The sequence below is a fragment of the Modicisalibacter luteus DSM 23508 genome (assembly GCF_000378505.1).
Taxonomy (GTDB): Bacteria; Pseudomonadota; Gammaproteobacteria; order Pseudomonadales; family Halomonadaceae; genus Modicisalibacter; species Modicisalibacter luteus.
The window spans coordinates 13,844-33,136 of the sequence record NZ_KB899999.1 but is presented as its reverse complement, the minus strand read 5'-3'; the positions used below and the strand labels follow the sequence as shown (position 1 = coordinate 33,136).

General features: G+C 60.9%; 19 protein-coding genes. 6 read left to right on the top strand and 13 right to left on the bottom strand.

Annotated elements, in window-relative coordinates; genetic code table 11:
- Positions 1–147 precede the first annotated feature (147 nt).
- The 6 genes from F568_RS23020 to F568_RS0115865 form a co-directional block, all read right to left on the bottom strand.
- Positions 148–1,884 carry an ArnT family glycosyltransferase gene (locus tag F568_RS23020; protein ID WP_019019744.1) on the bottom strand — a complete coding sequence of 579 codons (1,737 nt, stop codon included), beginning with the start codon at positions 1,882–1,884 and terminating at the stop codon, positions 148–150.
- A complete protein-coding gene (locus F568_RS0115885) occupies positions 1,877–2,173 on the bottom strand; it encodes a lipid-A-disaccharide synthase N-terminal domain-containing protein (protein WP_019019743.1) in 297 nt (98 codons plus the stop codon). Before F568_RS0115885 ends, F568_RS23020 begins: the two co-directional genes overlap by 8 nt.
- The gene (locus F568_RS0115880; protein WP_019019742.1) at positions 2,170–2,943 is read right to left on the bottom strand and encodes a glycosyltransferase family 2 protein; all 774 of its coding nucleotides are present in this window, start codon (positions 2,941–2,943) and stop codon (positions 2,170–2,172) included. Before F568_RS0115880 ends, F568_RS0115885 begins: the two co-directional genes overlap by 4 nt.
- 41 nt (positions 2,944–2,984) lie before the next feature.
- On the bottom strand, positions 2,985–4,007 hold the full coding sequence (locus tag F568_RS0115875; protein WP_019019741.1) for an NAD-dependent epimerase/dehydratase family protein: 1,023 nt from the start codon (positions 4,005–4,007) through the stop codon (positions 2,985–2,987).
- Positions 4,008–4,244: 237 nt separating this feature from the next.
- Positions 4,245–4,727, bottom strand: a complete 483-nt coding sequence (locus tag F568_RS0115870; RefSeq protein ID WP_229804319.1) for a hypothetical protein — start codon at positions 4,725–4,727, stop codon at positions 4,245–4,247.
- On the bottom strand, positions 4,720–5,103 hold the full coding sequence (locus F568_RS0115865; RefSeq protein WP_019019739.1) for a DUF6152 family protein: 384 nt from the start codon (positions 5,101–5,103) through the stop codon (positions 4,720–4,722). Before F568_RS0115865 ends, F568_RS0115870 begins: the two co-directional genes overlap by 8 nt.
- Positions 5,104–5,216: 113 nt before the next feature.
- On the opposite strand from F568_RS0115865, the gene F568_RS0115860 reads away from it, so the two are divergent.
- Both F568_RS0115860 and F568_RS0115855 read left to right on the top strand, forming a co-directional pair.
- Positions 5,217–5,438, top strand: a complete 222-nt coding sequence (locus tag F568_RS0115860) for a glutathione S-transferase family protein (protein WP_019019738.1) — start codon at positions 5,217–5,219, stop codon at positions 5,436–5,438.
- 9 nt (positions 5,439–5,447) lie between these two features.
- Complete coding sequence (locus F568_RS0115855; protein ID WP_019019737.1) at positions 5,448–6,197, top strand: helix-turn-helix transcriptional regulator; 750 nt, start codon at positions 5,448–5,450, stop codon at positions 6,195–6,197.
- Here F568_RS0115855 and F568_RS0115850 read toward each other — a convergent pair.
- On the bottom strand, positions 6,158–7,087 hold the full coding sequence (locus F568_RS0115850; protein ID WP_019019736.1) for an AEC family transporter: 930 nt from the start codon (positions 7,085–7,087) through the stop codon (positions 6,158–6,160). The genes F568_RS0115855 and F568_RS0115850 overlap by 40 nt on opposite strands.
- A 164-nt stretch (positions 7,088–7,251) precedes the next feature.
- Here F568_RS0115850 and yddG point away from each other — a divergent pair, with 164 nt between their 5' ends.
- The 4 genes from yddG (at position 7,252) to sodC (ending at position 10,690) form a co-directional block, all read left to right on the top strand.
- Positions 7,252–8,121 carry an aromatic amino acid exporter YddG gene (yddG, locus tag F568_RS0115845; RefSeq protein ID WP_019019735.1) on the top strand — a complete coding sequence of 290 codons (870 nt, stop codon included), beginning with the start codon at positions 7,252–7,254 and terminating at the stop codon, positions 8,119–8,121.
- Positions 8,122–8,176: 55 nt separating this feature from the next.
- The gene (locus F568_RS0115840) at positions 8,177–9,130 is read left to right on the top strand and encodes a cation diffusion facilitator family transporter (protein WP_189459651.1); all 954 of its coding nucleotides are present in this window, start codon (positions 8,177–8,179) and stop codon (positions 9,128–9,130) included.
- 103 nt (positions 9,131–9,233) lie between these two features.
- Positions 9,234–10,073 (top strand): methylenetetrahydrofolate reductase [NAD(P)H], encoded by an 840-nt coding sequence (gene metF, locus F568_RS0115835; RefSeq protein ID WP_019019733.1) that lies wholly within the window; start codon positions 9,234–9,236, stop codon positions 10,071–10,073.
- A 95-nt stretch (positions 10,074–10,168) separates the two neighbouring features.
- Positions 10,169–10,690 carry a superoxide dismutase family protein gene (gene sodC / locus F568_RS0115830; RefSeq protein ID WP_019019732.1) on the top strand — a complete coding sequence of 174 codons (522 nt, stop codon included), beginning with the start codon at positions 10,169–10,171 and terminating at the stop codon, positions 10,688–10,690.
- Between the two features lie 96 nt (positions 10,691–10,786).
- Here sodC and F568_RS0115825 read toward each other — a convergent pair whose 3' ends face one another.
- The 6 genes from F568_RS0115825 to F568_RS0115800 all read right to left on the bottom strand — a co-directional run bounded on the left by F568_RS0115825 (position 10,787) and on the right by F568_RS0115800 (position 19,081).
- Entirely contained in the window at positions 10,787–11,392 is a 606-nt protein-coding gene (locus F568_RS0115825) for a superoxide dismutase (RefSeq protein ID WP_019019731.1), read from the bottom strand.
- A 193-nt stretch (positions 11,393–11,585) separates the two neighbouring features.
- Positions 11,586–12,848, bottom strand: a complete 1,263-nt coding sequence (locus tag F568_RS0115820) for a cytochrome c (protein WP_019019730.1) — start codon at positions 12,846–12,848, stop codon at positions 11,586–11,588.
- Positions 12,849–12,851: 3 nt separating this feature from the next.
- On the bottom strand, positions 12,852–15,065 hold the full coding sequence (locus F568_RS0115815; protein ID WP_019019729.1) for a xanthine dehydrogenase family protein molybdopterin-binding subunit: 2,214 nt from the start codon (positions 15,063–15,065) through the stop codon (positions 12,852–12,854).
- A gap of 17 nt (positions 15,066–15,082) precedes the next feature.
- A complete protein-coding gene (locus F568_RS0115810; RefSeq protein ID WP_019019728.1) occupies positions 15,083–15,535 on the bottom strand; it encodes a (2Fe-2S)-binding protein in 453 nt (150 codons plus the stop codon).
- A 270-nt stretch (positions 15,536–15,805) separates the two neighbouring features.
- The gene (locus tag F568_RS0115805; RefSeq protein WP_019019727.1) at positions 15,806–17,989 is read right to left on the bottom strand and encodes a TRAP transporter permease; all 2,184 of its coding nucleotides are present in this window, start codon (positions 17,987–17,989) and stop codon (positions 15,806–15,808) included.
- Between the two features lie 87 nt (positions 17,990–18,076).
- The gene (locus F568_RS0115800) at positions 18,077–19,081 is read right to left on the bottom strand and encodes a TAXI family TRAP transporter solute-binding subunit (protein ID WP_019019726.1); all 1,005 of its coding nucleotides are present in this window, start codon (positions 19,079–19,081) and stop codon (positions 18,077–18,079) included.
- Positions 19,082–19,293: the final 212 nt, after the last annotated feature.

The following is a 19,293-nucleotide window of genomic DNA, read 5'->3' as shown; positions in this document are numbered from 1 at the left end:
CTCGTAGCAAAGCAGAAGCGTTCTTCTCATGACTAGCGGTCCTGTTCGAGAATTCCATGGCCATTCCATAGGGAATGGCATTTGGTGCACTCAGTGTGACCGCTGAATCTTAAGAATTGCTTACAGCTTCTCTTCAACGCACGCGTTTTACTCCACGGTGGTCGGCGCCACGAAGAGGAGCGCAGCGTTGGCATTGCCTTCGCAGTCGGCTACCGCCTGGCCTGGCACCAGCCACCACTCGTCGCTGTTCTGTGGTCCCATGTCCTTGGCCTGGGTCATGTCGACACAGGCATAGGCTTCGAGGTGGCTTGCTTCGGCGAGCATCCAGCGCGACTCGGGCGCCTGTTGCATCCAGTGGAAGGCGCGCGCGAACTGCTCGGGCAGTGGCGTGTTGTCCCCGAAATGTACGCTGGGCTGACGTGCCTGTAGCAGGAACTCTTCATCGAAACTGGGCAAGGCCAGCCAAGCCTCGTCACCGGTGAGCTGGGCGACTTGGGTCATCATGTCGCGTGGCGAGCGCACCGGATCCTGAAGCAGGTAGCCCCAGGTCGACCACGAAGCCCAGAAGGCGACCAGCCACAACGCCAGTGCAGCGACACCACGCCGGGGGCGAAGCCAGGCAAGCAGACCGGCAGCGACCAGGCCGAGCAGGACCCACCAGGCCCATGGCGTGATGCCGTAACGTATCGATAGCTCGGACAGCGCCGGCAGGCCCAGCCAGCCACTCAGGCCGGCGACCAGAAACAGGCCGCCGAGGAGGGTCAGTACCGCTGTCGCCAGCCAGTTCAGGCCGCGCCGAGGCAGCAGGCCCGGAAGAAGCGGAGCCAAGGCCAGCACCAGCAGGGGGACCGTCGGCAGCATATAAACGCCACGCTTGCCGGCGGAAAGCGAAAAGAACAGCACGATCAGCACCACGCCACTCAGCGGCAGCAGAACACGCGCATCGCCTCGCCGCGCGCGTCGCCACCAGGCGGGCGCTGCCCAAGGCAGAGTCAGTACCAGTGGTAACCAGGCCCAGGGTAAAACCTCAAGAAGGTAGTAGTACCACGGCTCGTGATGGTGCCAGGCATCGGCGTAGCGCTCACCGGTCTGCTTGAAGAGGATGTTGTCGCGGTATGCCGCCAGCAACGGGTCGCCGCTGAACGTTGCGATCATGATCATCGGCAGGCCCCAAAGGGCAATGACGCCGGTAAGCACTGCAAGCCCCAGACCGAGTTCCTTCCAGGTCAGCGGCATTGCCTCTCCTCGCCGGGCCAGCCATACCCAGGCGGGCAGCAGCGACAGGGGCAGAAAGCCGACACCCTTGGTAATGATGCCCAGCCCCATCGCCGCCCAGGCAATCAGCCACCAGCGGCGCGCTGGCCCCAGCAGCGCATGGCGCAACAGCCCATAGGCCCCCAGCGTGGTGAAGAAGGTCAGCACCATGTCGATCTGGGCGGTCTTGGCCTGCAGCACGAACTGCAGTGTCGATAGCAGTGCCACGCCACTGAGCAGGGCGATGCGCGGCCCGTGCAGGCGGCGTGTCAGATCGACGACCAGCGCCAGGACACCCAGTGAAGCCAACAGCGTAGGCAGGAGAAAGCCCATGCGCACCGAGCCGGTAATGGCGATGGACAAGGCAGTCAGCCACATGAATACGGGCGGCTTGTCGGGATAAAGCTCGCCGCCGCGGTGCGGAAACCAGAACTGGCCGGTATCCAGCATTTCCAGGGCGTTCAGGGCAAAGCGAGGCTCATCCGCTGGCCATGGATCGCGCAAGCCAATGCCTAGTCCCAGCAGGACCAGGGCGAACAGCATGAGCAGTGACCACAGCAAGCGATAATCGTGTTCCGGCGACGGCAAATAGGCAGGGCGATGTGCCGGGACTCTCGTCTGGTCAAGCATTGCCATCCTCGTCATTGACCTGGTGCTGGCGGTGTTCCTTGCGGATCAGGATCAGGTTCCGGAGATAGATGAGCAATCCGGCCGCTTGACCCACCACGAACACCGGGTCCTGGCGGTACAGGGCATAGGCAAGCAGGGTCGCGCCGCCGCCCAGGCTAAGGAACCAGAACGCAACCGGCATGACACTGCGTTTGGCGCGCTCGCTGGCCAGCCATTGCACAATAAAGCGCGCCGAGAATAGCGCCTGCCCGAGAAAACCGATGCCTAACCACAGCCACTCTGCACTCATCCGCGCTCCTTGGCATGCTGGGAAGGAGACAGATCCGGGGAGGCCTGGTTGTTGCGCTGGGCGGAGAGTGTAGCGGGCAGGCGTGAGCGACGACGTAGCCACATGACGCCGACCATGTCGATGAGACCTGCCCATAGCCGATTGTTCAGCCCGTAATGGGACCGTCCGGCCTGCCGGGGACGATGGTTGACGGGAACCGAGACGCAGCGCCCACCCTGCGACTGGATCAGGGCGGGCAGGAATCGATGCATGTGATCGAAATAGGGCAGCGTGACAAAGGCATCGCGGCGAATCACCTTGAGGCCGCAGCCGGTATCGGGCGTGTCATCCTTGAGCAGGGCCGAACGGATGCGGTTGGCGACGCGCGACGATACCCGCTTTAGCCAGTCGTCGCGGCGCGAGACCCGGTGGCCGGCAACCATGGCGACATCCTCGTGTCGGGCCTTGTCGAGTAGGCGGGGCAGGTCGGCGGGGTCGTTCTGCCCATCGCCATCCAGCGTCGCCAGCCAGGTACCGCGGGCCTGGTGCGCGGCCTGCCAAATCGACGTGCTCTGGCCGACACTACGGGCATGGTGTAGCGGGCGCAGACGGTGGTCGCGTGCTGCACGCTGGGTCAGCAGCGTCCATGTCGTGTCTGTCGAGCCGTCATCCACTACCAGTACTTCATGCTCGACATCGGCCAGGGAAGCGGCAATTTCGTCCAGTAGATGGGGCAGGTTGTCTGCTTCGTCCTTGGCCGGAATGATCACCGACACGAGTGGCTGCTGCATGGAGTTCCGATTCCTGAATGATCTTTTTGTCTAAGGCTCGCCTAGGCGAGGCCGGCCTGTGAGGAGCCCGCGCATATCGGCGGCGAGGCCGCATGATAATAAGTGCGATACCAGGACACGAAGCGTTCCACCCCATCGGCGACGTCTGTGCACGGCTGAAAGCCAGTGGCGGCAAAAAGTGGTTCCGTATCCGCCCAAGTGTGCTGGATGTCCCCGGGCTGCATGGGCAGGTAATCGCGAATGGCTGTTTTGCCGGTAGCGCGTTCGATGGCATCGACGAACTCACTCAGGCTGACCGGCCTACCGTAGCCGATATTGTATAGACGGTAGGGCGTATCCGAGGTCCCGCCGCGCTCGGGAGCGAGCGAGACCAGGCGCGTGATGCCTTCGACAACATCGTCGATATAGGTGAAGTCTCGTGACATGTCGCCTTGGTTATACAGTTCGACGGGACGTCCTTCGAGAATGTTGCGCGTGAAACGGAACAGGGCCATGTCGGGCCGTCCCCACGGCCCGTAGACGGTAAAAAAGCGCAAGCCGGTGGTGGGCAGGCCGTATAGATGTGAATAGGAGTGCGCCATCAACTCGTTCGACTTCTTGGTGGCGGCGTACAGACTGGCCGGCTGATCGACATTGTCTTTGACTGAAAAGGGAATCTTGTTGTTCAGCCCGTACACGGAACTGGACGAGGCATAGATCAGGTGAGCGATCTCGTGGCGCCGACAGGCTTCCAGCATGTTCAGATGGCCGATCAGGTTAGCTTGGCCGTAGACCTCAGGGTGGCTCAGCGAGTGGCGGACCCCGGCCTGGGCTGCCATATGGATGACGCAATCGAAACGCGACTCGGCGAATAGGCGCTGCATGCCCTCTGCATCGGTCAGGTCCAGCAGATGAAAGCGCACGTTGGGCAAGCCGGCCAAATCACTCAGACGGGCCTGCTTTAGAGTTACGTCATAGTAGCTGTTGAGATTGTCGATCCCGACGATAGTGTGTGCGTCGACAGCCAAACGACGTGCCAGGGCATGGCCGATGAAACCGGCCACGCCGGTAATGAGGATGCGCATTAGCCACTCCAGACCTAGAACGGACAAGCCTGCCTTGGCTTGTTTAACGACAGCTAAATAAGTGAATCGCGAAAATATAATATGCCAAAGCCAAGGCCTAGTATTGTGGCGCCGTTAAGCAAATTGTACGGGAATGTAGCCAGATAAGGGAAACTGGCCCAACGTCAGCACGCCACGCTCTCTTTGGACAATCGCCAACCGCATGGACTGGAAGTTAGTTTGGTCTGGGAGGGCTTTTTAATCGGCGACAAACCCCAAAAAGCGTCCCGAGACGAGAACGGTGGGCCACAGAACCAATGACGTGCCTGCCGCAAAACGCGAAAGGATGGGGTGACGGGTAGGGCTGAAGGCGATCTTGAAGACCAATGCATTGAACAGCGCCAGTGCGACCAGAGACAGTTTTACCAGGAACAGCGGCTGACTGGTGTATTCCGTGGCACGTATCGCGAACAACAGCATGCCGCTGGGTAGGGCGAGCAACAGGCCGACAAGAGCCACATGCTGCAGAAGCGAGGCCAAGGGTTTGAGCGGCAGGCTGGCCCAGCCACCCAATAGGCGCAGATCGAGAGGAACGATGGCGCCGACCAGTAGGGCAACACCCAGCACGTGCAGCGTATTGACACTGGCATATCCCCAGCGCGAGAAACGTAGCCACTGTGCGGGGAACGATTGCTCGACGATCGTCAGCCACTCCAAGGGAATATCAGCGTGGCTAGACACGGTCCGGATAGAGCGTGTATTCGCGGTCGCCAATCCACAACCTGACGGCTTTCAATAGCTTTTCGTCCGGATTAGCCGAAGGGGCTCCCAACACGCGAATCTCGACGCCTTCCGCCAGGTCGCTTTCCTGAAGACCGGCGCGCTGGTTGCGCCAGGGCTGACCGACCTCCACGGTCCAGGCCGTCCCCTCCACATCCAGTGTCAGTTCGCCGTGCGGATTGCCCAGGCGCACGTCGGTAATGGTGCCGGTGAGTTCGGTCTGCTCATTGCTGGCCCAGCTCCAGCCATGATGAGCCCAGGCGGCCGACGAAGCATGACCGATCAGCAGCAGTATCAGCAGGACAAATAACCTGCGCGTACGGAAGTTAATGGCCATGATGGCAAGCTCCTGAGCTCGTGAACTTCTTAAGCCTAGTCCCCCCTCGAGCCAATGCAATGAAGTTGGGTTACGCTGTGCGGATACCCAGCCACCGCCCTCAGGAGCCGGCCATGAGCGATAGTGTGCATATCTTCGGTCCGCAGTTCAGCACCTTCGTACGCAGCGTGCAGTTGTGCTGTGAGGAGAAGGGCATCTCCTATACGGTCGGGGCGCATATCGATGGTCAGCGTGTCGAATTTCATGGCCCCGAGCATCAAGCGCCGCATCCGTTTGGCAAGGTGCCGGTGCTGTTGCATGGCGAGCGCAGGCTGATCGATATCCACCATGGCTGAGAGCGGACGATGACTGCGTTAGACTGCCCTATCAGCGAGGCGCGCTCCTACCCCTCGCGGGTACTCACGGATCGCCACTCCTACCATCAGGTACTGGTAGGGCTGGAGGGTACCGTCGAGCTGGAAGCCGGGCGCGGCGGGGTACACGTGATGGCAGGCGTTTTGGCCCCTATTGTCGAAGGCGACGTGCATCATTACCTGGCTGCAGGCAGCAATCGGTGTCTGGTGCTCGACCTGCCGGTGGCCTGGTGTGAAACGCTGGGGATAGACGCACTGGTCGAGCGCCGGGCCTATCGCCTGTCGTCGGCGCTGCGGGAGCGGGCGTGGCACTTGGCGGAAGCCGGGACCCTGGCACTGGCGCAGTGGCTGGAGGCGGTCCAGGCGAGTGGCGGACGCCAGGTCGCCACGCCACGGCTGCGCCTGATGCGGTTGTTACCGGAAGTCCTGTCGACTCTCGACCGGCCCTGGCGTGTCGGCGAAATGGCGGCGCGCTGTCACCTCGCCGAGGCCGCCTTCGCCCGCCAGTTCCGCGCATTGGTCGGTCAGGCCCCGCACGCTTGGCTGACCGATCAGCGGCTTGAGCGAGCCTGTCGGCTGATGGCGGAGCCACAGGCCTCGCTGACAGAGATTGCCGTGGCCTGTGGGTTCGCCGATGCAGCCCACTTCTCGCGAGCCTTTCGTGCCCAGCACGGCCTGTCGCCCCGCCAGTGGCGTCGGGATCATGCCTGCCCCACCAGGGCCAGTAGCCCACTTAGATAAAGTGGAATCAGCAGCGGGGCAGCGAGGGTCGTCAGCAATACGGCGATGGCGCCCTTTTCGGGACGGATGTTGAGCTCCATGGCCACCACCACGACATTGGCGGCCATCGGCACCACGCCGAGTAAGAGCAGTACCAGGGTGAGCTGGTCGCTGATACCAATACTGGCCTGCAGGGCGAGGACCGCGACCAGGCTGACCAGCGGCCACAGCACGAAGCGTGCGGTAATGCAGGCAGTAATGAAGCGTACATCCATTTCACGCAGGCCCACCCGGCCGAGCGTCATGCCAATGATCATCATGCCCAGCACCGTATAGCAGTACTTGAAGTAATCGAGTCCCTCCATTACCGCGCCGGGCACCGGGAAATCAATCGCGTTGACCAGCAGGGCAGCGGCGAAGGCGTAGATCAACGGCAGGCGGACGATGCGCTGCAGGCTCTCGCGCACCGTGAATTGGCCGCGCGCACTGATGTAAAAGCCGACAGTGAATTCGAACAGCGTAATGCCCAGCAGACAGAACAGGTACTGGGTGACGCCCTCGGGCGGCAGCAACACCATTGCGATGGGCAAGCCGAAATAGCCGGTATTGCCGGTGCCCGACGAAAAAGCCAGTAGAGCGGCCTCCTGCGGGGCGAAGAAAGGGCGCGCCAGGCGACTGACCAACAGGCACAGGCCGCTGGCGAGAAGGAACATGACTGTGGTTAGCCCCAGGTCGGCCAGCGTGGGGCCGCCCAGCGTCAGGCCACGAAAGAAGGTCAACGGGGCGATGATGTAGATCAACAGCGTGGCGATAGGCCGTGGATCGATGGCCAGGCGACGGGCGCACAGCCAGCCCAGTCCGACAAAGGCCAGTAACATCCATAACGGTTGGGTCAGGTCGACGTCGGACATGGTCGCGATGACTCGTTGTTTTTTGAAACCGCCATCATGCCGCCTCGTCGGTCCGAATGACAGAGGGGCGGAGAGAGGGCCGAGCCCGTAACCGGTCAGGATTCGACAAGTTCCGTGCACGACGTTACGGCATACTCGGCGCATTTCTGTGCAGGGAGCCTGACATGGCGGATTCATCCGTTCAGCGCGCCACAGCGATTGGCGCGACGACAATTCTTAATTGGGCGCTACTAGCGGCACTGACCCAACTCGCCGGTCCGGTACCACCGTTTCTGCTCACGGCGCTGGCCTTCGCCATCGCCTTTGTCTGCTTCGCCGTGTGGCTGGGCGTACGTGGTGAGTCGCTACTGGCGCCGCTGTACCAGCCTCCGCGGGTCTGGCTGATGGGGGTCGGTGGGCTGTTTGGCTATCACGCGCTCTATTTTGTCGCCCAGCAGAACGCCCCGCCGGCCAACGCGGGGCTGATCAGTTACCTGTGGCCGCTGCTCATCGTGATCTTTGTCGCCCTGCTGCCGGGCGAGCGGCTACGTGCCATTCATGTGATCGGTGGGTTGCTCGGCTTTGCCGGGGCGGCCTTGCTGGTAGGCGGGGATGCCAGCCGTGGTGGCAGCGCGCTGGGCTATGGTGCAGCCTTTGCCTGTGCCTTCGTGTGGAGCGGCTATTCGGTGCTCTCCCGCGCTGCCAAGGGCGTACCCACCGCTGCGGTCGGCGGCTTCTGCCTGGCGACGGCAATCCTGGCGGCGATCTGCCACATTCTGTTCGAGCCGACGCGGCTGCCCCAAGACATCGGCTGGTTGGGGGTGATCGGCCTGGGGCTGGGCCCGGTAGGCAGCGCTTTCTTCACCTGGGATATTGGCGTCAAGCATGGCGACCTGCGCCTGCTCGGGCTGCTCGCTTACTTCACGCCCTTGCTTTCGACCCTGGTGCTGATTGCCAGCGGCTATGCCGAGCCCACCCCGCTGCTGGCGCTGGCGGCCTTGCTCATCACCGCGGGAATGCTGGTCGGCAGTGGACGGTTGCAGCGCGGCGCTTGACCCTAAAGTGACTATAGGCAATACAAGTAGAGGCAAATCGTTGGTGGGAGAACGGATGCCTCGGTCAGATACGTCGCACATGCATGACCATGGGCACAGCCATGATCATGGTCACGTCCCCCCCGTGAGTGCCGACAGCGAAAAGCGGGTGCGCTGGGCCATGATCCTGACCGGTAGCTTCATGCTGGCCGAGGTGATTGGCGGCTGGCTATCGGGATCGCTGGCGCTGCTCGCCGATGCCGGGCACATGCTTAGTGATAGCGCTTCACTGGCCCTGGCCTGGTTTGCCTTTCGGCTGGGCGCGAAGGCCCCGGACAAACGCCGGACCTATGGCTATCAGCGCTTCCAGGTGCTGGCAGCCTTCGTTAATGGCCTGACGCTGATGGTCATCGGGGTGGGCATCGTCATCGCCGCCATCCAGCGGCTCTCTTCGCCGGTCGACGTCATGGCCGGACCGATGCTGGTCATTGCCGTGCTGGGGCTGGTCGTCAATCTTGTCGTGTTCGCCATTCTGCATCGGGGTGATCAGGGCAACCTCAATCTCCATGGCGCGTTGCTGCATGTGCTGGGCGATCTGCTTGGTTCGGTGGCAGCCATCGCCGCCTCGTTGATCATCATGACTACCGGCTGGGACGCCGCTGACCCGATCTTGTCCATGCTTGCTGCCGTGTTGATCCTGCGTGGCGCCTGGAAGATCCTGAAGCGCTCGGGACATACCCTGCTCGAGGGCACGCCCGAGGGGATCGAGTCGCATGAGATCCGCCGCGAACTGGAGGCCCTGGAGGGCGTCGAAAGCCTGCATGACCTGCATCTATGGGGCCTGACGCCACAGGATCCGCTGCTCAGCCTGCATCTGGTAGTCCACGACGACGTCGATCACGAGCATGTGCTGCGCCGGGCATCGGCCCTGCTGCGTGAACGTTTCGGCATCACCCATGCCACGCTGCAAGTGGAAAGCGAGTCGTGCCTGACCGGGGGTGGCTGCGAGACCGAGGCGTCGCGTCTATGACTGAAATCGAAGATCAGGCGCGAAACTTTCATTGGTCCCTCGTCGTGGGGGCGGGCAAAATGACAGCCCTTCAACCATCAAGTCTTCACGAGGACCGACACCGATGAGCGCACAAGAGCATCCGCTGGGCATCAGCTTCGAATTCTTTCCGCCGAACACCGACGCCGGACGGGAAAAGCTGCTGCGCACCCGGGATGCCCTGGCCGAACGCAAGCCGCGTTTCTTTTCGGTGACCTATGGGGCCGGTGGGTCTACCCAAGCCCGAACGTTCAATACAGTGAAGTCGGTACGTGAGTGCGGCATTGCCACCGCGCCGCACTTGTCCTGTATCGGCAGCGACAAGGGTGAGTTGCGAGATTTGCTGGCTGAATACCGTGAATGTGGCATCGACAGTCTGGTGGCGCTGCGCGGCGACTTGCCGTCTGGCATGGGCGGCATCGGCGAGCTGCGCTACGCGAATGAGCTGGTCGAGTTCATTCGAGCCGAAACCGGGGACCATTTCGAGATCGCCGTGGCGGCCTATCCTGAGGCACATCCCCAGGCGCCGAGCTTCGAGCATGATCTGCAGAACTTCGCGCGCAAGATGCAGGCGGGCGCTAACCTGGCGATCACGCAATACTTCTTCAGTGCCGAAGCGTACTTCCATTTCGTCGAGCGGGCGCGTGCCCTGGGGGTCGAAGCACCGATCATTCCGGGGATCATGCCGATCACCAACTACACCAAGCTGGCACGCTTCTCGGATGCCTGCGGCGCCGATATTCCGCGCTGGATCCGCAAGCAGCTCGAGGCCTATGGTGACGACAGCGAGAGTATCCAGGCTTTCGGTGAGGAAGTTATATCAAAGCTCTGTCAGCGCCTGCTCGATGGCGGGGCGCCGGGCCTGCATTTCTATACCCTGAACCAGGCCGCACCGGCCCTGAAGATCCTGGATAACCTCAAGTAACCGAATGACTGCCAGGCCGGGCAAGAAGGCTTGGCGGCTCATGGAATGGTTGGCTAGCCTGAAGGTGCATGACTCACCATGGACAGGAGAACGACATGGCACGTTTAGGCATGGTCGCGTTGGGGCTTGGCGCTTCGTTGATGGCAGGTACGGCCCTGGCCGCTCAGGATATCGAAATTCATAAGGTCAGTGCCGAAGGCGTCGGCGACAGCATCGGTACAGTGACTGTCGAAGAGTCCGACTATGGCCTGATGCTGACCCCGGATCTGTCTGGGCTGTCACCGGGTATGCACGGTTTCCACGTGCATCAAAATCCGAGCTGCGAGCCAGCGGAGAAGGACGGAAAAATGACCGCGGCCGCCGCGGCGGGTGGCCATTTCAATCCGGATGACGGTGAGCACCATGGCCCCTATCAGGAAGGGCACCTTGGCGACCTACCGGTACTGATGGTCGATCAGGAAGGTAACGCCACGACGCCGGTAGTGGCTCCGCGCCTGGAGCTATCCGACCTGCAAGGACACGCGCTGATGATCCATCAGGGGGGGGATACCTATGCTCCCGAGCCCGAATTGGGCGGTGGCGGAGCGCGCGTTGCCTGTGGCGTGATCGAGAAATAACGACTCGCTTCGCACTACCGCGGTTTGACACGCAAAGTCCCACGCCAAGGCGTGGGACTTTTTATTTGCTGCGATTGCCACGAGATCAAGCGACGTTTACTTGGCCGCTTCGTAAAGCTCGTTGACGTAATCCCAGTTCACGACCTTCCACCAATTGTCGAGATACTCGGGACGGCGGTTCTGGTAGCTGATGTAGTAGGCGTGTTCCCACACATCGCAACCCAGGATCGGCGTGCCGCGCACACTGGCGACATCCATCAGCGGGTTGTCCTGGTTGGCGGTGGAGGTGATTTCCAGCTCGCCGCCTTGAGTGACAACCAGCCAGGCCCAGCCTGAGCCGAACTGGCCGATGCCCGCCTTGGTGAAGGCGTCCTTGAACTCATCGACGGAGCCGAACTTCGCCTTGATGGCATCGACAGCCGGGCCTTCGGGCTCCTTGGCGTTCGGTGTCATGCAGTTCCAGTAGAGGGTGTGATTCCAGAGGCCGCCACCGTTATTGCGAACCACGGCCGGCTGCTGGGAGATGCTGGCGAAGATTTCTTCCAGCGACTTGTTCTCCATGTCGGTGCCGGAAATGGCATCGACGAACTTGTCGAAGTAGGTCTTGTGGTGCTTGGTGTGGTGAAGGCGCATCGTGGTTTCGTCGATGACCGGCTCCAGCGCATCGTATGCGTACGGCAGTTCCGGGAACTCATGTTTCATGGTGACTCCTCCTATGTCGTTACAGTTAATCGCAATGCGCCGATGCAGCTCGACGTTTGCCTTCATGCAGGGTTGATTGTTGTGGCTAACGTTTGGTTTTTCAAACCCGAGAATGTGAAAGCTTACTTAAAGCGCAAGTGGAATCCTTCTCCCTCTGCCCATAGACGGCGGAGGGAGAGGTGCAATCCGGGCTCTACTCACCGAGTCGCTCGTCGATCGTTTCGGCTTCCAGCTGACCTTCCACGTGCCCAAAGTGCGACAGCACGAAGTTGCTTACCGATGCGATTTCCTCGTTCGAGTAGCCTTCGATGAAGCTCGGCATGGAGGCTGCACTATCGCCGGTATTACCGGTATTGCCGGTATGCAGCTTTCCTCCTTCGATGAGAATTCGCACCAGGTTCAGCCCTTCGGGATCATTGACTGTGCGTAAGCCGCTCAAGGCAGCATGGGGTGTTTGCCGCCCGTCTCCGTCCCAACGGTGGCAACTGACACAAGCATCGGCAAACACCTTGAGTCCCAGGGGGTGAGGGTTATCGGTGGGCACCTCATCAGCCAAGGTCTTCTCTGGTGGGCGGGTTACGTCAGAGTCCTGTGGTGGGACGTCCTTGAGGTAGGTAACGATGGCCTGGATGTCCTCATCCGTCAAATAGCGCAAACTGTGGTTTACGGCTTCGGCCATCGGACCGCCGGCCAGGCCATAGCCCTTGGCATGCCCCTTGGAAAGGTAGGACGCCAGTGCTTCGTCCGGCCAGGCGCCGATACCGCTCTCTTCATCGGAGGTAATGTTCCAGGCGCGCCAGCCTTGAATGGTCGTGCCGGCCAATTCCTTGGAGGCGTCCTTGGCCTGGAACAGGTTGCGTGGCGTGTGGCACTCACCGCAGTGACCCGGACCCTGCACCAGGTAGGCTCCACGGTTCCATTCCTCCGAGCGCTCCGGATTCGGTTGGAAACGCTCGTCGTCAAGAAAGAGCCAGTTCCAGAAAGTCATGCCCCAGCGCTGGTTAAAGGGGAAGCTGATATCGTTTTCCCGGTTCGGCTGGTGGACCGGTTCGAGACTAAACAGGTAGGCCTTGATGGCGAGTATTTCCTCTCGCGACATGAGCGTATAAGAGGTATAGGGGAAGGCCGGATAGTAATGCTTGCCTCCCTTGCCGACCCCTTTCTGCATGGCGTTGACGAAATCCTCGTCACTCCAGGTTCCGATGCCGGTTTCCTCGTCGGGGGTAATGTTCGGCGAGTAGAGCGACCCGAACGGCAACTTGAACTCGACACCGCCCGCATAGGGCTCCCCATCCTCGGTAACGTGGCAGGCAAGACAGTCGGCAGCCTTGGCCAGGTATTCTCCGCGCTCGATCTGTGCCTGTTGGTCTGTCTGGGTCTCTTGAGCCGCTAGCATGAAAGGCGCGAAACAGCCCAATAGACCGGTGACCAGCGAAAAACGGCGTGCTGTGCTCATTGGTCAGGCCTCCCTTGCCAAGACATGATAACCGGCGCGTGACAATGGCAAGCGACGGATACGCTTGCCGGTAGCAGCGTACAAAGCATTGACCAATGCCGGTGCGATGAGGGCAGTTCCTGCCTCGCCAATGCCGCCAGGTGTTTCCTGGCTATCGATCAGGTGAACTTCGACGGGGGGAGCATCGCTGATACGAATCTGCCGGTAGTCGTGGAAGTTACTTTGCTGCACGTGCCCGTCCTTGACGGTCACTTCGTTGAAGAGTGCGGCAGAGAGGCCAAATAACGTGCCGCCTTCGATCTGGGATCTGACCGACGTCGGATTGAGCGCCAGGCCACAATCGACAGCACAGATCAGCCGGTTGATACGCAAGCCGCCCTGAGGTGTCGTGGCGAGTTCCACCACAGTCGCCAAGTAGCTGCCGAACACCTGATGCACGGCCACGCCACGGCCATGACCGTCGGGTAGCGTTTGGCCCCAGCCGGCTTTTTCGGCAGCCAGCCTGAGCACGGCCTGCGCGCGAGGCTGATCCTGTAGCAACCTCAAACGGTAGTCCACTGGGTCCTGCTCGGCGGCGATAGCCAGCTCGTCGATAAACCCTTCCACGACATAGGCCCCGTGTAGCTGGCCAACGCCACGCCACCAGGAAACTCGCAGCGCTACGGGATCTTCGGGAACATAACGAACGCGCAGGTTGGGCAGATGGTAGATCGGCTTGGCCGAGATCTCGATGGCATCGGGATCCAGACCGTTCTCACCCAGTGCCTGGGGGCTAAAGCGAGCCATTACCGAGCCGCCAACAATGGTGTGTGACCAGCCGACCGGTAACCCATTGCCGTCCAGGCCGGCCCTGAACCGGTCGAGGTAATGCGGACGGTACAGGTCGTGGGTCGTGTCCTCCTCGCGAGTCCAGATCAGCTTGACGGGATAGAAAACATTCCTGGCAATATCCACGGCCTGAGCAATGAAATCCACCTCCAAGCGTCTACCGAAGGCACCGCCGATCAACTGGTTGTTGACGATAACCTTTTCGGGCGGCAAGCCCGACACCTTGGCCGCTGCCTGTTGTGCCATTACCGGCACCTGGGTGCCGACCCATAGCTCGCATGCATCCACGCGGACCTGAGCGACGCAACTCATTGGCTCCAGGGCGGCGTGAGCCAGAAACGGCATCTCATATTCTGCCTCGATCTGGGTGTCTACACCGTCGAGTGCCGCATCGATATCGCCTTCATCGGTCGCTAGTGCGCCGTCACGATCTGCGGCATCTCGTAACGCCTGTTCGATCTGCTCGGAGCTAAGACGGGCATTGTCACCAAAATTCCACTCTACCTTCAGGGCTCGGGCACCTTGGATCGCCGCCCAAGTATGGTCGCCGATCACAGCCACGGCATCCTTGAGGGGAATGATTTCCCGAACGCCTGGGATACGGCGTGCCTCACGATCATCCACCGAAGCCAGCGTGCCTCCAAGAACGGGACAGGTCCGCGTCGTGGCGATCTTCATATCAGTCAGCTGCAGATCGGTTGTGAACTTCGCTGACCCGTTGACCTTGGGGGGCGTATCCAGGCGTTGTAGCGGTTTTCCTATTAGACGGAACTGGTCCGGGCTTTTCAGCGGAATTTGTTCAGGCACGGGTAATTCGGCTGCTGCCTCAACCAGTTCGCCATACCCTAGCTGCTGTCCGTCGGGACCATGAACGGCGCCATTGCGAGCCTCACACACCTCAGACGATATCCCCCACTCGTCTGCCGCCGCCTGGACCAGCAGAATGCGTCCGGTGGCGCCGGCTTCACGTAGCGGCCTCCAGAAACTGCGGGCTGAAGTGGAGCCTCCGGTAGCCTGAAAGTTGAGGATGGGATCAACATATAATTCTTCGTTGGGCGGCGCTTCCTGCAGCGTCACCTGTGACAGGTCTACCTCGAGTTCTTCGGCAAGCATCGCGGCTAGCGAGGATTGCACTCCTTGGCCCATTTCGATCTTGGGCATGATCAGGGTGACGCCACCCGTCGGATCGATACGGATAAAAGCGCCCAGTTCGGCTGGTCCGGCCGGGCTGTCACCGCTCGCCCCCTCTTCAACGATCTGTGTTGCGGCACTCTTGTGGATCACCGGGGGGAGGCAGGTGGCGATCAACAGACCGCCCAAGGCCAGGCCGCTCACTTTGATCAGCTCGCGGCGTTCAGGGGATTCCAGCTTGGAGTCATCCTTGCTCATGGCTCTCTTCCTTATCATTACGCCTTGGCTACGCTCTTGATGGCGCCTCGGATGCGCGTATAAGTACAGCAACGACAGAGGTTGCCTGACATGCCCAGGTCAATCTCCTTGTCGTCAGGCTGGGGGGTCTTGCTGAGCAATGCCACGGCCGACATGATCTGCCCTGACTGGCAGTAACCGCACTGCACCACCTCGTGTTCGAGCCAGGCCGATTGAACGCTTCTGCCCAGCTCCGAGTTCTCCATAGCCTCGATCGTCTCGATTCGCTTGCCTTCCACCCCCCCTACCGGCAGGACGCAGGAACGCACGGCGTTGCCATCGAGATGTACGGTGCAGGCACCGCATTGGGCGATACCGCAGCCATACTTGGTGCCAGTCATTCCCAATACATCACGCAGGACCCACAAGAGGGGCATATCCTCGGGCACATCGACCTGGTGAGTATCGCCATTGATAGTCAGCGTTGGCATAAGGCTTCCTTTCTATTGCTTATGGCGGCAGCACTATCGTCCGTAGGCGAACGATAGCTGATGGTCATCTGGATACGTAAAGAAACCTTGGACAGGGTAGCGTGTCCTGTCCTTAGCGGACAGAAGAGCCGCTCGACTTTGCCATGCCGACGTGGGTTAAACGGAGGAAAACAACGTGATAAGGAACATTGGAATCAGGCCAATGAAGGGTCCCTCAAAAAAACGCCGGCCCTGAGGCCGGCGCACTTGGCTCCACAAACCGTGTTGCGCTTAGGAAACCACTTTCCTGCTGATGGCGGGCATGCGCCGTTGCGTCAGGTATAGCGCCACGCCAATGGCAAGTCCGATCAGGTCGGTATAGATTCCGCCGTAGATCATGCAGACGGCGCCAACAAGCAGCGCCAGGCGCGCCCAGGCCTTGACCGGACCGAAGAACCAGGCCTGCACGGCGGCGGCCAGCATCACGATGCCGATCGTTGCGGTGATCCCGACACGCAGGATCTGCATTGTACTGCCTTCCATCAGCATCGCCGGGCTGTAGAAGAACATGAACGGCACGATGAAGGCGGCCAGGCCGATCTTGAACGAGGTCACCGAGGTTTGCATGGCGTTGGCGCCGGAAATCCCCGCTGCGGCGTAGGAGGCTAGCGCCACTGGTGGCGTGATCGCTGAAACTACCGCGAAGTAGAACACGAAGAAGTGTGCCACCAACGGCTGGATGCCGATGCCGATCAGGCCTGGAGCGACCACCGATGCCGCGACGGCATAGGCCGCCGTGGTGGGCATGCCCATCCCCAGCAGGATACTGATGCACATGGCGAAGAACAGTGCCAGTAGCTGGCTGAAGCCGGCCAGGCCCAGTAGCAGGGAAGAGAAGCGGGCACCGACCCCAGTGAGCGAGATGACACCGACGATAATCCCGGCACAGGCACAGACCGCGATAATCTGGATTGCCATGGTCCCGGCCAGCTCGAGCGCCTTGAGGATCGAGCGGATGCCCATCTTGTGGGGGGATAACCAGCTCACCACGGCGGCCGAGGCAGTGGCCAGGGTGCCGGCGCGAATGACCGAGTATCCCATGAACAGAGCGGCAACCAGGATAATGATCGGCGCAAACAGGTAGGCCTGCTTGGCGAGACGTGAAAAGCGCGGGATCTCGTCGCTGCGCATCCCCCGCATGCCTTTATAGGCTGCCTCGAAATCGACCATGAAGTAGACCGAGGCAAAGTACAGGATGGAGGGAATGATGGCGGCAATGGCGATCTCGGTATACGGAATACCGGTGATCTCGGCCATGATGAAGGCGCCAGCGCCCATGATCGGTGGCATGATCTGGCCACCGGTTGAGGCGGCGGCTTCAATGGCACCGGCGCTACGGCTCGGATAGCCCACCTTCTTCATTAACGGAATGGTCAGCGAACCGGTGGAAACCACGTTGCCGGCACTGGTGCCATTGATCATGCCCATCAGGCCCGAGGCGAAGATAGCCACCTTGGCGGGACCACCGCGCGCGCGGCCGGCGGCAGCGAACGCAAAATTGACGAAGTAATCACCGACCTTCGAGGCCTGCAGAAAGGCAGCGAAGATGATGAACAGGATGATATAGGTCGACGACACGGCAGTCGTTGGCCCGAGGATACCGGCATCGGTGTAGACCTGGCTGAAGAAGCGGTTCACCGATAGCCCAGGGTAGCCGAGGAAGCCTGGCAGATAGGGGCCGGCGAACACATAGGCCAAAAAGACTAGCGAGATGATGACCAAGGCCAGGCCGGCCACACGACGGGTCAGCTCGAGAATCAGCAAGGAACCTGCAATGGCCGCGTAGGAAATGCCTATCGGCGCGAACGATGTCCCCGTCGACATGCGCAGCGGCGTGTTATAGATCACCAGGAAGTAGCCGGCACTGGCCAGGGCGCAGACCATCAGTACCAGGTCGGCGACGCTCAGGTGCTCGCGCGCTTGGCGATAGAACCACGAAAGAACAATGGCTGCCGTGGAAGCAAAGACCAGCGGTGCCCCGAAATGCCAGGTTTCGACGGCGGGGTCGATGCGCATGGCGCCAGCCTGGATCGTTTGCCACATCAGGCCGACCTGGACCAGCGAATACAGTGCCGGGATCAGTAGGGCTGCGGCCAGCCAGGTCATTCCCTTGCGTGCACCTGTTGACTCGCGCGATCCCAGGAACTGCGCACCGGCATAGAAACCATAGCCGAGGATCAGCGCCCCGCAGATGTGAATGATGCGAAACGACCATGTTTCCAGCGGGTAGACGTTGAGTGAAAACAGGTGGAAAGACGAATAGCCGACGGCGAAAGCAGCGAACAGCCACCATTGCCAGCCGACGAGCAGGCGGCGGTTATCCTCGACGACTTCTTCGTCGACCCCCTGGGCTATGGTCGGCACCTCGGGGGTATCGCCGATTCGCTCCTCGGGACGGTGGGGGGTATTGCTCATGGAACGTTACCTGGAGATATAGCGGTGAAAGCCACAAGGACCGGCACTTGTACGCCAAGTGCCGGTCCCGTTCAGGACAGTGTTGGCTTACTTGATCAGCGACTCATCGATCTCATAGCCGTTTTCCTTGTACCAGCGAGCAGCGCCCGGGTGGAAAGGAATGACTTGGTTCTTGTCCACGTTCTCGGGAACTGAGGCCGCTGCGCTGCGGTGGATCTCACGCATACGGTCGTTGTTCTCCATAGTGAGGCGCGTGGCTTCGTAGACCATGTCTTCCGGCAGGTCGCAACCGGCGATCGCGAAGTTCCACATGGACACCGCGCGAGCGTCGTCCTGGAGTGTGGTGTAGGTGTTGGCCGGGATGCTGAAAGCGGAGACCGGGAAGGCCTCGACAATCTTTTGCTGCTCTTCCTCGGTAAACTCGAGGATATTGACGTCCGTCTGCACCTCGAGCTGGCTGACGGCCGGGATCGGGATCCCCGCAGCAAAGGCGATGACGTCGATCAGACCATCCTGAAGCTGACCACCCAGGTCTCCCCAGCCCCCGTTGCGGCGCTCGAAGTTGACACCCAGCTCCTCGAGGATGGCGGGGAAGTAGGTGTCAGAGGTGGATCCGGCCGGACCGAAGCCGATGCTGGCACCATCGGGAATTTCCGAGATCGACGTGATACCCGAATCGCTCAGCGCGGTGATGGAGAAGGGAGTCTCGTACATGGGGAACATGGCGCAGACGTTGTCCATCACCACCCCCGGTGCCAGTGGGCTTTCGCCGTTCATGGCATCTTTCGCCGGCCCCATGGTGGTCAGGCCGAAGGCGACATCGCCGCTATGGACCAGGGCCAGGTTCTGGGTCGGTCCGCCGGTGACCTCACCGCCACCGGAAATCCCCAGCTCATCGGCGACCATGTTGGCCCAGCCAGAGCCGTACACGAAGTAGGTGCCGCCTTGGCTTGCTGTGCCGACGGTGAAGCTTTCGGGCCACTCCGAGCGGTCGGCCTGCGCAGCGGTTGCCACCAGTAGGCCGCCGAGACAGGCGCCGGAGGCCAGGGTCGTGGCGATACGCGACAGTGGGAGACGAGTATTGGCTGACATGCGATTCCCTCTTGGTTCGTTATCATTGGGTGAATGAAGGTTGGTCCATAAGTCAGCGCAAGTCGCGTTCCTCTTTTTATATTACCCATGCGTTTCAACTATTTAGCGTTGCCTCTATGCGACAAAGGTCGAAAAGGGCGCGAAGGTGAATGTCTGGATGTCCGCACAATTTCCCAGGCATGGCGTGCGGAAATCCGCACATAAAAACGCCC

Coding starts and splice junctions, on each gene's coding strand:
- F568_RS23020 (WP_019019744.1), bottom strand. CDS start 1,884: ATGCTTGACCAGACGAGAGTCCCGGCACATCGCCCTGCCTATTTGCCG.
- F568_RS0115885 (WP_019019743.1), bottom strand. CDS start 2,173: ATGAGTGCAGAGTGGCTGTGGTTAGGCATCGGTTTTCTCGGGCAGGCG.
- F568_RS0115880 (WP_019019742.1), bottom strand. CDS start 2,943: ATGCAGCAGCCACTCGTGTCGGTGATCATTCCGGCCAAGGACGAAGCA.
- F568_RS0115875 (WP_019019741.1), bottom strand. CDS start 4,007: ATGCGCATCCTCATTACCGGCGTGGCCGGTTTCATCGGCCATGCCCTG.
- F568_RS0115865 (WP_019019739.1), bottom strand. CDS start 5,103: ATGGCCATTAACTTCCGTACGCGCAGGTTATTTGTCCTGCTGATACTG.
- F568_RS0115860 (WP_019019738.1), top strand. CDS start 5,217: ATGAGCGATAGTGTGCATATCTTCGGTCCGCAGTTCAGCACCTTCGTA.
- F568_RS0115855 (WP_019019737.1), top strand. CDS start 5,448: ATGACTGCGTTAGACTGCCCTATCAGCGAGGCGCGCTCCTACCCCTCG.
- F568_RS0115850 (WP_019019736.1), bottom strand. CDS start 7,087: ATGTCCGACGTCGACCTGACCCAACCGTTATGGATGTTACTGGCCTTT.
- yddG (WP_019019735.1), top strand. CDS start 7,252: ATGGCGGATTCATCCGTTCAGCGCGCCACAGCGATTGGCGCGACGACA.
- F568_RS0115840 (WP_189459651.1), top strand. CDS start 8,177: ATGCCTCGGTCAGATACGTCGCACATGCATGACCATGGGCACAGCCAT.
- metF (WP_019019733.1), top strand. CDS start 9,234: ATGAGCGCACAAGAGCATCCGCTGGGCATCAGCTTCGAATTCTTTCCG.
- sodC (WP_019019732.1), top strand. CDS start 10,169: ATGGCACGTTTAGGCATGGTCGCGTTGGGGCTTGGCGCTTCGTTGATG.
- F568_RS0115825 (WP_019019731.1), bottom strand. CDS start 11,392: ATGAAACATGAGTTCCCGGAACTGCCGTACGCATACGATGCGCTGGAG.
- F568_RS0115820 (WP_019019730.1), bottom strand. CDS start 12,848: ATGAGCACAGCACGCCGTTTTTCGCTGGTCACCGGTCTATTGGGCTGT.
- F568_RS0115815 (WP_019019729.1), bottom strand. CDS start 15,065: ATGAGCAAGGATGACTCCAAGCTGGAATCCCCTGAACGCCGCGAGCTG.
- F568_RS0115810 (WP_019019728.1), bottom strand. CDS start 15,535: ATGCCAACGCTGACTATCAATGGCGATACTCACCAGGTCGATGTGCCC.
- F568_RS0115805 (WP_019019727.1), bottom strand. CDS start 17,989: ATGAGCAATACCCCCCACCGTCCCGAGGAGCGAATCGGCGATACCCCC.
- F568_RS0115800 (WP_019019726.1), bottom strand. CDS start 19,081: ATGTCAGCCAATACTCGTCTCCCACTGTCGCGTATCGCCACGACCCTG.